This is a genomic window from Streptomyces sp. NPDC050997 (assembly GCF_040660135.1).
Taxonomy (GTDB): domain Bacteria; phylum Actinomycetota; class Actinomycetes; order Streptomycetales; family Streptomycetaceae; genus Streptomyces.
In genome coordinates this window covers 403,204-415,303 of the sequence record NZ_JBFAGK010000003.1, presented here as the reverse complement: position 1 = coordinate 415,303, position 12,100 = coordinate 403,204, and the positions used below count along the sequence as shown (strand labels likewise).

At 69.0% G+C, this 12,100-nt stretch carries 7 protein-coding genes; 4 read left to right on the top strand and 3 right to left on the bottom strand.

Translation table 11 applies throughout. The annotated features are described in order from the left end of the window. Positions 1 to 77 precede the first annotated feature (77 nt). Entirely contained in the window at positions 78 to 1,466 is a 1,389-nt protein-coding gene (locus AB0H86_RS08475; RefSeq protein WP_362434566.1) for a pyridoxal-dependent decarboxylase, read from the top strand. A gap of 64 nt (positions 1,467 to 1,530) precedes the next feature. Here the strand turns inward: AB0H86_RS08475 and AB0H86_RS08470 are convergent, their stop codons facing one another. Further along, positions 1,531 to 1,962: an SRPBCC family protein gene (locus AB0H86_RS08470; protein ID WP_362434564.1), complete on the bottom strand. Its 432-nt coding sequence runs from the start codon at positions 1,960 to 1,962 to the stop codon at positions 1,531 to 1,533. A gap of 35 nt (positions 1,963 to 1,997) precedes the next feature. Next, positions 1,998 to 3,014 carry an aldo/keto reductase gene (locus AB0H86_RS08465; protein WP_362434561.1) on the bottom strand — a complete coding sequence of 339 codons (1,017 nt, stop codon included), beginning with the start codon at positions 3,012 to 3,014 and terminating at the stop codon, positions 1,998 to 2,000. 140 nt (positions 3,015 to 3,154) lie between these two features. Here AB0H86_RS08465 and AB0H86_RS08460 point away from each other — a divergent pair, with 140 nt between their 5' ends. Next, positions 3,155 to 4,072, top strand: coding sequence for a LysR substrate-binding domain-containing protein (locus AB0H86_RS08460; protein ID WP_362434559.1), 918 nt, complete (start codon positions 3,155 to 3,157; stop codon positions 4,070 to 4,072). Positions 4,073 to 4,128: 56 nt separating this feature from the next. Here the strand turns inward: AB0H86_RS08460 and AB0H86_RS08455 are convergent, their stop codons facing one another. Next, positions 4,129 to 8,208, bottom strand: a complete 4,080-nt coding sequence (locus AB0H86_RS08455; protein ID WP_362434557.1) for a discoidin domain-containing protein — start codon at positions 8,206 to 8,208, stop codon at positions 4,129 to 4,131. Positions 8,209 to 8,580: 372 nt separating this feature from the next. On the opposite strand from AB0H86_RS08455, the gene AB0H86_RS08450 reads away from it, so the two are divergent. Beyond that, positions 8,581 to 10,695, top strand: coding sequence for a glycoside hydrolase family 27 protein (locus AB0H86_RS08450; RefSeq protein WP_362435247.1), 2,115 nt, complete (start codon positions 8,581 to 8,583; stop codon positions 10,693 to 10,695). 115 nt (positions 10,696 to 10,810) lie between these two features. Further along, the gene (locus tag AB0H86_RS08445; RefSeq protein ID WP_362434555.1) at positions 10,811 to 12,100 is read left to right on the top strand and encodes an extracellular solute-binding protein; all 1,290 of its coding nucleotides are present in this window, start codon (positions 10,811 to 10,813) and stop codon (positions 12,098 to 12,100) included.

Genomic DNA, 12,100 nt, shown 5'->3' with positions numbered 1-12,100 from the left:
TTTCCCATGATTGGACCAGGCGCCGGACCGGCAGGCTCCGTACGGTCGTGATCACACGACACGAACGGAGACATGCCATGCACCCGCAACTTGCCACTGACCGCGGCGAATTGACACACCTGTTGGAGGCCGTCCAGCAGCACGCTGCCGACGTGCTCGCCCGGGTCTGCGAACGGGAGGTCGTCCCCACGGCGCCGTTGCCGGAACCGGGCCCCCTGTCCGTGCGGGGGGCAGGGCTGCAGGCAGCGCTGGAGGAGTTCGCCGCTCGCTGGGAGCCGGGGCTGTCGTCGAGCGCCGGACCGCGCTATCTCGGATTCGTCACCGGCGGGGTGACGCCGGCCGCGCTGGCCGGCGACTGGTTGACCGCGACGTGGGACCAGAACTCCTTCTCGTCCCTGGACGCGACGGGACAGCACCTGGAGCGCGAGACGATCGCCTGGCTGCGGACCCTTTTCGGCCTCTCCGACCAGCATCACGGAACCTTCGTCAGCGGCGCCACCATGTCCAACACCGTCGGCCTCGCCATCGCCCGCGAATGGCTCGGAGAGAAGAAGGGCATCTCACCCGCGGAGTCCGGAGCGGGCGCACTCGGCACGGTACGAGTGCTGTCGGGCGCCGCGCACTCGAGCGTGGCCAAGGGGCTGTCGATGCTCGGCCTGGGGCGCCAGGCCCTGATTCCCGTGCGGACCCTGCCCGGGCGAGAAGCCGTCGACGTGTCGGCGCTGGAGCACGCCCTCCGCGAGGGCGAGGCCGACGGCCCGTGCATCGTGGTCGCCAACGCCGGTACCGTCAACACCGGCGACTTCGACGACTTGCGCGCCATCGCCGCCTTGCGTGAACGCTATTCATTCTGGCTGCACGTGGATGCCGCCTTCGGCGCCTTCGCAGCGCTGTCACCCGATCAGGCACACTGGGTCGACGGCCTCGACCTGGCCGACTCGATCTGCGTCGACCTGCACAAGTGGCTGAACGTCCCCTACGACAGCGCCGTGCAGTTCACCCGTCGCCCCGACCTGCAAACGGGCGTCTTCCAGAACGCGGCAGCCTACCTGGGCCCCCTCGGAGAGACCCCCGACACGGCCCACCTCACCCCGGAGAACTCCCACCGCCTGCGCGCCCTCGCCGCCTGGTTCACCCTGCGGGCCTACGGGCAGGAAGGCCACCGGGAGATCACCGAGCGATGCATCCGATGCGCACGGGCACTGGGCGACGCGATCGGCAGCACTCCCGGCTTGCGGCTGTTGGCACCGGTCCGGCTGAACGTCGTCTGCTTCACCCTCGCCGACAACCCCACCACCGAACGTCTTGCCGCGCTCACCGGGCAACTCGCCGACGAGGTCTTCCTGACCCCCACCGTCCTCGATGGCGTTCCCGCCCTGCGCGCCGCCTTCAGCAACTGGCAGACCACCGAAACCGACACCCACCGGTGCATCGCGGCGCTGCAAGCCGCGATGCACAAGGTGTGAGCCGGTCACCGGCACCCCATCTGCGGCAAGGACCGAACGACGGTGATCACCACGAAACGCCCTCTTACTTCGAGGCCGGGGGAGTGCTGAGGGTGTGGTCCAGCGCGGCCAGGCCCTGCGTGTAGATGTCGTGGAACAGGGCGACGGCGTCATCGTCGCTGACGCCGTCGGGCGTGAAGGAGCCGGACCATTCCACACGGGCCGTGCCCGGACGGGGCGTTGAGTGCACCGTGAGCGTGGAGAGGTAGCCGCCGACGGGGAACGGGGCCTGGAGAATGGAGTAACTGTACGTCCGGGCCTCGTTGTCGAAGGCTTCGAGACGCTCGATGATCACCTCGCCGCCCTCGTTCTTGAGGCGACGCACGCGTCCGCCCTCGCTGAGTTCGCTGACGGGAATGTAGGGGAGCCAGTCGGGCAGCGAGTCGAAGCCGCCGATGAGCTGCCAGACGCGGTCGGGTGAAACGTCGACGTCGATGGACGCGGTGGTCGTGGCCACGGGGACCTCCTGGGAAATGTGCGGGCCGACCGCGGTCAGGCGGCGGCTGCCGGTACGGGGGCGTCCTGCGCTATCAACTGCTCCTTGCGCAGATCCGCCCAGAACTCGGCCGGGATGCTCTCGCCGAGAGCCGCGATGTCCTCGGCGATGCGACTCGGCTTGGTGGCGCCGGGGATCGCGGCCGCCGTCGCCGGATGGGCGAGGGAGAACTGCAGCGCGGCGGACTTGATGCCGATTCCGTGCCGCTGAGTGAGCGCCTTGATCCGCTCCACCTTGTCGAGGATGTGCGCGGGCGCCTCCTGGTACTCGAAGTGCGTACCTCCGGCCAGGACGCCCGAGCTGTACGGGCCACCCACCACGATGTCGACGTCCTGGGCCGCGGCGGCCGGCAGCAGGCGCTCAAGGGCACGATCGTGGTCGAGCAGGGTGTAGCGGCCTGCGAGGAGGAAGGCGTCGGGCTTCGGCTCATCCAGGTCCAGGGTGAGCTCCAGGGGTTCCACACGGTTGACACCCAGACCCCATGCCTTGATGACCCCCTCCTCACGCAGCTTCTGCAGGACACGGAAGGCGCCGGTGCGGGCGCTCTCGTACACGGACAGCCACTCGTCCCCGTAGAAGTCCTGCGCGACGTCGTGCACCCACACGATGTCGAGGCGGTCGGTCTGCAGGCGCTTGAGGCTGTCCTCGATGGAACGCAGGGTGGCATCTGCGGTGTAGTCGTTGACCATCTTGTTCGGGCGGCCGTGTTCGAAGAGACCGCCCTTCTCGCCGAGGTCACGGGCGGCGGGGTCCTCGATCTCGTCGAAGATGACGCGGCCGACCTTCGAGCTGAGGACGAACTCGTCGCGCGGGTGCTGTGCCAGGACCTCGCCGAGCCGGATCTCGGAGAGTCCCGAGCCGTAGAAGGGTGCGGTGTCGAAGTAGCGGATGCCCTGGTCCCAGGCGGCCTCGACGGTGGCGGCTGCCTCCTCGTCGGGGATGGCACGGAACATGTTGCCGAGCGGCGCGGTACCGAAACCGAGCTTGCCGGGCAGGAGGGGCTTGATGGTCATGGGGGATCCCTCACAGTGGTGATTCGGACGGATACGCCTTGGAACATGCGATCCGTCTGCATTGCGTGTTCGAGGCTAGGATCCCTATACGAGACTGTCCAAGACTTACTCGGCCACACTTGAGTCCTCCGAGGTCCCACATGCTTGACCTGCGTCAACTCCGCTACTTCGTCGCCGTCGCCGAGGCCGAACACGTCGGCCGCGCAGCCGAGCGGCTGCACATCTCGCAGTCCCCCCTCAGCCGGCAGATCAGCCAGCTCGAGAAAAGTCTGGGACTCACCCTCTTCGAACGCGGCCGGCAACGCATCCGGCTGACCTCCGACGGCCAGATCTTCCTGACCGAGGCACGTGCCCTGCTGCGCCACGCCAGCCGGCTGGAGAACCTCGGCCGACGGCTCGGCCGAGGAGAGGAGGGCGGCCTGTGCATCGGCTACGTCGCCGACGCCATGCACACCGGCACCCTCCCCACCGCCCTGCGCACACTACGTGAGCAGCGCCCGGGCATCCACGTCGCTCTGTACGACCAGGGCCCGGCCGAGCAGTTCGAGGGCCTGCGTCAGCGCAGCCTGGACATCGCGCTGGTGCGCACACCGCCGCCCGAGGATGATCCGGACCTGGACGCGGCCCCGTTGCTGAAGGATCCGCTGCTGCTCGTGCTGCCCGAGAAAAATCCTCTCGCCCAGCGGGCGGAGTTGACACCCGACGCTCTGGACTCAGAGCCCTGGATCGCGGTTCGCGACGCCCAGGACCCGGCGTGGCGCGACAGGTTCGTCGCGTCGTGCGTCGCCTCCGGCTTCACGCCGGACATCCGACTCGAGGCGGCCGACCCCCTCACCGCGCTGGGCCTGGTCGCCTCCGGTCTCGGCCTCGCGCTCATCCAGAAGAGCATGGTGCGCGGCACCGGCGACGGCGTCGCCGTACGCGAACTGCCCTGGTACGACAGGTCAGTTCAGCTGTGGGCGGCCTGGCACCGGGTCGATCTGCGGCCCGTGGTGGCCGCATTCCGCGAAACGATCCTCGATGGCCGGGGCGCCCCGCAGGCGGAGGCACTGGCCTGAGCCGGTCCACGATGACCTGTCCGCCGATGTCCGGTCCCACCGCCCCGGGGAGGGCCCTAGGGGCGCGCCGTCGAGGAGCTGCTGTTGTATGCCTCCACTTTCAGGAGCGGTTGGTGTGCCCTCAGGGCCCTGACCGGCCAGGACAAGGTGACGGTCTGTGACTCGCCGGGCAGCAGCCACAGGTAGTTGTGGCTGTACAGCGTGGGCAGCACACGGTGGCCGGTCGTGGCGTCCATCAGGGAGAGCCGGGTCATGGCGGCGACGGCCGGACCGTGGTTGCGGATGGTGGCGGTCAGTTCTTGACGGGTCCCGGAACGGGACAGGCGCGTAGCCGTTGCGGAGACCTTCGTCCGCGGTGCCTTGGTCAACGCCCGCATGGCGGCCGGTGTGCGGTAGCGCCAGTAGGTGTTGCGTGACAGGACGCGGCCGTCGCTGTTCTCCAGCGTCAGGCGCAGGAGGTGCAGGTCGGGCAGGTCGTCGGTCCAGGCGGCGGTGAACGCCTTGGCGGTGGTGGCCGGCGCCACGTCCAGTCGGGCGCTCTTGCTCTTGGCGAGTTGCCGACCCGACAGGTCGAGCAGCCGTGCGGAGGCGATGGCGTTCTTCAGGCCGGTCCGTGTGTGATTGACCGCGAGGACCTGTCCGTCGGGGGCGGCCTGAACGTGCAGGGGCTCGCAGGCGGTGCGGGCGCCGTAGTAGGTGCCGTTCACGTCGAAGTCGTAGTCGTAGGTCTGCCAGACGGTGCTGTGCCACGCCGGGTGGGACATCCAGAGCATGAGACCGCTGGCGTTGTCCCACAGGTTCGCGTTCCATGCCTCGAACATGGCGCGCGTGTTCTCGTAGTTGACGAACTGGGCCTTGCGGGCGAAGTCGTCAAGGTCTCCGGCCTCGCCGAGGCGGGCTTCGACGGCCGCCTTGTATGTCTGCGGTGCCTGATTTCCGCGCTCGCTCCAGTCGTGGTAGTACCAGGCGCCGCGTATGGGCCACTCGGGCTCGTCGCCCGTCATGTTCCGCATGCTGGCGGCGGTGGAGACGACGGGCATGCCGATCTCCGTGTGGAAGCCGAAGTCCTTGCTGCCGTAGGTGGACGGGTCGAAGTACTTCTCCGGCTCGACCCAGCCGTACGGTCCGCCGCCGGTGATGATGCCGCCGGCCGAGTTGTTCTGGTAGAGGATGCCGGGGACCTGCTGTTCGACGGCTTCGCGCATGCCCTGGTCGACGGCGGCCGGCGGGTTGCCCTCGTTGGCCCCGCACCAGATGACCACGCTGGGGTGGATGCGGTGGCGCAGGACGGTGTCCCGCGCGATCGAGAGGAAGGCGTCGTGGTCCGGCGGGTCCATGCCCCACGCGTTGGGGAAGTCGTTCCACACCAGGATTCCGTGCTCGTCGCAGGCGGCGAAGAACTCCTCCCGGTCGCATGTGCCCACCCAGTTGCGGATCATGGTGAAGTTCATGTCGCGGTGCATCCGTACGGCCGCGTCCATCCGCTCCGGCGGCATCCGGCGCAGCAACTCGTCCCAGCCCCAGTTGCCACCGCGGGCGAGGACCCGCACCCCGTTCACGCTGATCTTCAGTGGGTCAGGGGTGTTGGACACCGACTTCACGTCGGCCCAGGTGTTCGCGTCGTCCGACACCTGGATCACGTAGGTCTTGGGGTAGGCCGACTCCCACAGGACGGCGACCCGGTCGAACCTCTTCGAGGCTCCCAGGTCGACCTGGATCCACTGGTGATCCTCGTACTGTGAGGACCAGCGGGTTCCCGGGTCGCCGTCGGTGGCGTGGGCGGCCGGGTGGTCGGGCTCCTCGGTGGAGGCGGTCGTCCTCTGACGCAGGGCGAGGTCGGTTCCGGGGGCGGCGCTGTCGAGGACGCCGAGGGACCACAGGGAGTTGCCCCAGCTGGTGTTGCGCACCCCGCAGGCGATGCGGACGTAGCGGGCGGTGCGGGGAGCGAAGTCCTCGACCTGGAGGCTGGCGTTGCCGTTGTTGAAGGGCAGCGGTACCGCGCTGTTGTCCACCGACGCGGCATCGGCCCAGGTGGCGTTGTCGGTGGAGACCTGCACCACGAAGGTCTTGGCGTACGCCTGTTCCCAGACCAGGTCGACCCCGTCGAAGGACTGCGGGGATCCCAGGTCGATCCGGATCCACTGGTCGTCCTCGAATGCTGAGGACCAGCGGGTGCCGGGATCGCCGTCGGTCGCGTTGGCCGCGGCGTGGTCATCCGCGTCCGTGCTCGAAGCGTCGGCGTGCGCGTGCAGGGCGAGGTCGACGGAGGGCCGGGCGCTGTCGCGTACGGACAGAGTCCACAGGGAGTTGCCCCAACTGGAGGCCCTGGTGAGGCACTTGACGCGTACGTATCGGGCCTGTCGCCGGTCGAAGGTCACCGACTGGGTGTAGGCGTCACCGGTGGCGGCGAACGGCAGCGGCACCTTGTACTCGTAGCCGAACTGACGGATGCCGAACCGGGTGGTGCGGCGATCGCTCTCGGAGCCGTCTAGCGACGCGACCAGGGTGAGCTCATGAAGGGCCGGGTCACCCAGCCCGTTGGGCCACCACAACTCGGGGTCGCGCAGCCGCAGTTGCCAGAAGACGTCGGGGGTGAACGTGACGTCCACGCTCTCGCCGGCAGGCACGGTGACGACCTTGCTGACCCGCACGTCGTCGAAGGCCGCGGAGATCGTCGTCCTGTGGTCGGCGGTGTCGGCGTTGCGGACCGGGACGACGACGGTCAGCTCGGCGAGCGACACCTGGGGCAGGTCCGGCAGGACGGTGTCGACGCGCGGATCACCGATCACGACGTGGCCCGTGTTCCTCAGCCGGACGTGGTTCCAGATGCCGGCGGCCCGGTCGCGTACCGCCGGCATCCAGTCCCAGCCCGAGGAAGCCAGGTAGGTGGGCGAGTTGAGATTCATCTGGTTGGCGCCCGCGTCCACCCAGGACTCACCGGCGGGGCCCTTGTCGCCGGGGCTGCCCGGTACCGGCATCGGCGTGATCTTCACCGCGAGCGCGTTCGCCGCGTCCGTCGCCAGCAGCTCGGTCACGTCGTGGGCCGAGCGGGCGAAGGGATACGTCAGGCCGCCCACGTGCCGACCGTTGAGCCAGATGTCAGCCGTGTGGTTGATGCCGTCGAACTCCAGCCATGTCCGGCGCCCGGCCCCGGTGCGCAGACCGTGCGGCAGCTCGAAGTCCCGCTTGTACCACCACGAGTGCCGCGACAGGGCCTCGGGCACATGGAGGTTGTTCAGTCCGAGGACGGGATCGGGCAGCTTGCCCTGGTCCACGAGGGAGGCCAGCACCGTACCGGGAACGGTGGCAGGCAGCCAACCGCTGGTGTCGACGGAGGCTTTCGACAGCTTCGTGCCGTCGGCGCCGGCCCAGTCGTCGAGCGTCAGCCGCCAGCCGGACTCCACCGGCACCGTGCCGTCCTCGGCCACCACCAGCTCGGGCGCGGGCCCGGAGTGAGTGCCCCAGTCCGTCCAGCCCGTGGCCGACGGGCGATGTCCCTTGGCGGTGCCGTAGACCTCGAAGCCGTTCAGACCGAGTGGATTGGGGTTGGAGCGCCTGCGCGAGGTCATCCGCACCCAGCGTGCGGTGACCGGGCGAGGAGGCTGGATGTTCACCACTCCGCCCGTGCCCGACGTGGTGCGGTACACGCTGGTCCAGGACGTGTGATCGGTCGACGTCTCGACCACGTACTCGACCGAGTAGCTCGACTGGATCTCCTTGCCGGTGGTGCCGGAGGCCGGATTGCCCGAGGTGGGAGGCGTGAACACCGGGTCGCTCGCATCGGCTTCGAACGTGAGACGGATCGACGTGACGTCGCAGTCGGCCTGCAGATCGATCGAGATCCACTGCGGGTCGCCCGCTGCCGCGCGCCATCCACTGCCCCGCACTCCCGGCGATGCGAGCCGGTCCACCACGAACGAACCCGGGGTGGGCGCGTAGGCCGTCGAAGAGACGGCCACGGGGCGGTGGAGCGCGAGGTCACCCGGCGAGGAAGGCACGGCCGACGTGTCGACGCCGGCGGCGGCAGCGGCCGACGCGGGCAGCAGGGAACCAAGACCGAACCCCGCCAGCAGGGTGGAGCCGGTGGTGACGAGGGAGCGTCTGGACAAGCGTGGCGAACTCGGCTGATCTGTCATGAGTGTGTGTCCCAATCAAAAGACAGCGGCGCGGGCCGGATACGACACGGCGCGGGTGATACCCGGACTGACAACGTTGCCAAAGGTTGGGACGCGAGGGGAGTGGTGTCAACCCCTGGTGCGGAGTTTGTCGCACGAGGCCTGGTGCCGACCCCCTGCCGGCGAGGGGCACGGACGCATCCTGCGCAGCGCCACAGCACGTCTTTCTATTAAATTAGGAATTAATATTGACAGGGTTTCGGCCGCGCGCCACAGTTTCCGCCGTGGCGTCGACGGCCCCCTGTCGCAGTGCGGCTCGCGTCACGTCCTCATGCTTCCCAACCTCGGGAGAGGCAAGTGACTTCACACCCGCAGACCCATTCACCCGCGGCGTTGCGACTGAAACGCAGTGCCACAACGGCCGCGATCACGACGGTCCTGGCGGTGACCGCGGCCCCGCTGGCCACGGCACAGCCGGCCGTCGACCAGGGCGCGCCCGCGTACTACGACAGCGGTCTCGCACCGACGCCGTACATGGGCTGGAACACGTATTACGGACTGGGCGCACCCACCGAAGACCAAGTGCGCAGCGTCGCGGACAAGCTGGTCAGCAGTGGTCTGCGGGACAGCGGTTACAACATCGTGTGGCTCGACGGCGGCTGGCAGGCCGACAACCCACGTGACGCGGAAGGGCGGTTGGTCGCCCATCCGGACCGCTTCCCCTCCGGCATCCCGGCGCTGGTCTCCTACCTTCACAAGCGCGGCCTGAAGGCGGGCATCTACACCGACGCCGGCGCCTACGACGGTGGCAAGAGCTGCGGACTCGGCAGCAGGGGCCACTACGAGGAGGACGCGCGGCAGTTCGCCGGCTGGAAGATCGACGCGATCAAGGTCGACTTCCTGTGCGGGATCGGCGCCAAGCTGGATCCGGGCCCGGCGTTCAAGGAGTTCAGCGACGCGGTGGCCAAGTCCGGCCGGAAGATGCTGCTGAATCTGTGCAACCCGCTCACCGACGACTGGGGCCTGCCGCACACACCCGAGCAGGACGCGCACAACTCGTATGTCTACGGTCCGACGACCGCCGATTCCTGGCGCACCGGAACGGACATCGCCTGGGGCAGCGCGAGCCCCGGGCAGTGGCCCAATGTGCTGCGCAACATGGACGCGAACGCCTGGCACCCCGAGGCGCAGGGCCCCGGCCACTACAACGACCCGGACTACCTCATCCCCATGCGGCGCATGGCCGACGGTTCCCTGGAGTTGACGCAGGAGGAGTCCACCACACAGCTCGTGATGTGGGCCGAGATGGGTTCGCCGCTCGTCCTGGGATCCGACCCGCGCACCCTGTCGGAGTCGATGATCGAGACGCTGAGCAACCCGGAGATCATCGCCGTCGACCAGGACCCCCTCGCCGTCCAGGGCGTACGGGTGGCCAGTGACTCCGTCGGCGACGTCTACAGCAAGGTCCTCACAGGTGACGGCCGGCGCGCGGTGGTGCTGCTCAACCGCTCCGACCAGCCGGCCGAGCGCACTGTCCGGTTCTCCGACGTCGGGCTCGGCGGCCCGGTGCGGGTCCGTGACCTGCGGGCCCGGGCGGACCGGGGTGTCCACACCGACGCCTACACGGTCCAGGTTCCCGCGCACGGCGCCGCGTTCCTGAAGCTGTCCGGCCCCGACGCCCTGCCCGGAACCAGCCTGGGGCAGAGAGCCACGGCGAGCCCGGCAGTGGTGCGCGACGGAGACACGCTCACGACATTCCTGCGCGGACCGCACGGCTCCCTCCTGCAGCACACGGCCTCCGCCGACGGCAGCGGCGGGGCCCGGCTCCGGGATCTCGGCGGTCCCACGAAGGGCACGATTCTTGGCCAGCCCGCCGCGTACGCCTCGGCCGGCGGTCGGATCGATGTCTTCGTGCGCGGCGCGGACTCCCAGGTGTACCGGCGCGTCTTCACCGACGGCCGCTGGGGCGCGTGGCAAAGCCTGGGCGGTCGGGTGGCCGACGCGCCGTCGGTGGCGTTCACCGACCCCGCGCACTGGGCACTGTTCGCCACGGGCTCCGACGGTCAGGTCGTGCAGCGCGGCCCCTCGTCCGGCTGGTCCTCGCTCGGCGCACCTGATGGCCGGCGCGTGTACGGGCGGCCGTCCGCCGCTGTCGACGCCCAGGGGCGGGTGCATGTGGCCGTGCGCACCGCGGCGGACGATGTGTGGACGCGAACCCGGGAGGCGTCGGGGGAGTGGTCGCAGTGGGCGTCGATCGGCGGGACCGTCAGCGGCAGCCCGACATTGGTAGCGGTCGCAGACGCCGTGGTGCTCTACGCGCGGGCCGCCGACTACACGCTCTGGCAGCAGCGGTACGAGAACGGTGCCTGGCAGGGCTGGACCAAGCGGCAGGAGTTCCCCAGCGCGGCCTTCGACGGTGCGCTCGGAGCGGTGGCCGGGCCGGGCGGAACGGTCGACGCGGTGTTCCGCGGAGTCGACGGCTACGTTCACCGGACCCAGTTCAAATAAATTAGTAATTATTCTTGACGTGGCCCGAGCGCCACGCGAATCTGGGTCAGCGCGAGCGGGGACCGGCCGCCAGAACGGCCCGCCCCGCCCGCGCGGGATCCGCAGGGAGTCATCCATGACGAACCAACAGACCGGCCGACGCCGGTTCCTCGCCGGACTCGGCGCCGCCGGGACGACGGCACTGCTCGGCGGCTGCGTCACCTCCACCTCCTCCGCCAAGAGCTCCTCGAAGGGCGCGGTGACCCTCCAGTCCAACCTCTCCGCTCCGCAGGCCAAGGCCGCGATGGAGGACATCGTCGCGGCCTACGGCAAGAAGGGTTCCGGGAGCGCGAGCCTGAACACGGTCGCGTCGGAGACCTTCCGCACCCAGCTGCCGACGTACCTGACCTCGGCCAACCCGCCGGATGTGTACACCTGGTACCCCGGCTCGGTGGCGGACGCCTACGCGAAGAAGAAGCTGCTGCTCGACCTCGACGAGGTGTGGACCTCGTCACCCGACCTCAAGCGCTACTCCAAGGCACTGAACTCGCTGTGTACGGCGAGCTCCGGCAAGAAGGTCTTCGTCCCCACCACCTACTACTGGTGGGGCATGTTCTACCGGAAGTCCAACTTCGCCAAGTGGGGCGTGAGCGAGCCGAAGAGCTGGGACGACTTCCTCGACCTGTGCGACAAGATCAAGAGCAAGGGCGTCGCCCCGATCGGACTCGGTGCGGGCGGCAACACGGCATGGGTGGCGTCGGCCTGGTTCGACTACCTCGACATCCGCATCAACGGGGCCCAGTACCACCGTGAACTCCTCGCCGGGAAGCACCGGTTCGACGACCCCGAGGTACGCAAGGTCTTCGACCGCTGGCAGGAAGTACTGCCGTACTTCGACCCGAACGGCGCCGCCGTCCCCTTCCAGGACGCCACCACCGCCCTGCTCAACGGCCGCAGCGGCATGATGCTCATCGGCACCTTCTTCGCCGACGCGGCTCCGAAGGACGCCCTCGACGACATCGACTTCTTCCGCTTCCCCGTGATCGACGCGAAGGTGCCGCTGGCCGAAGAGGCGCCCACGGACGGCTACTTCGCCAGCGCCCGCACCGGCCGCCGCGACCACGTCTTCGACCTCATGCGCTACCTGGCCACCGCCGAGGCGCAGGAGATCTACATCAAGGGCTCGTCCGGAACCGTCCTGCCGTGCAACCCCGACGCCAAGGACGCCGGCACCGCGCTCGTGACGAAGGGCCGCAAACACATCGCGGCCGCCGCCGAGATCACGCAGTTCTTCAACCGCGACTCCAGCGACGCCCTCCAGCCCACCGCGGACACCGCACTGACCAAGTTCCTGGCCAAGCCCAAGTCGATCGGCAGCATCCTCACCGACTGGCAGCGCGACGCCGAGAAGATCTGGAACGCCTGA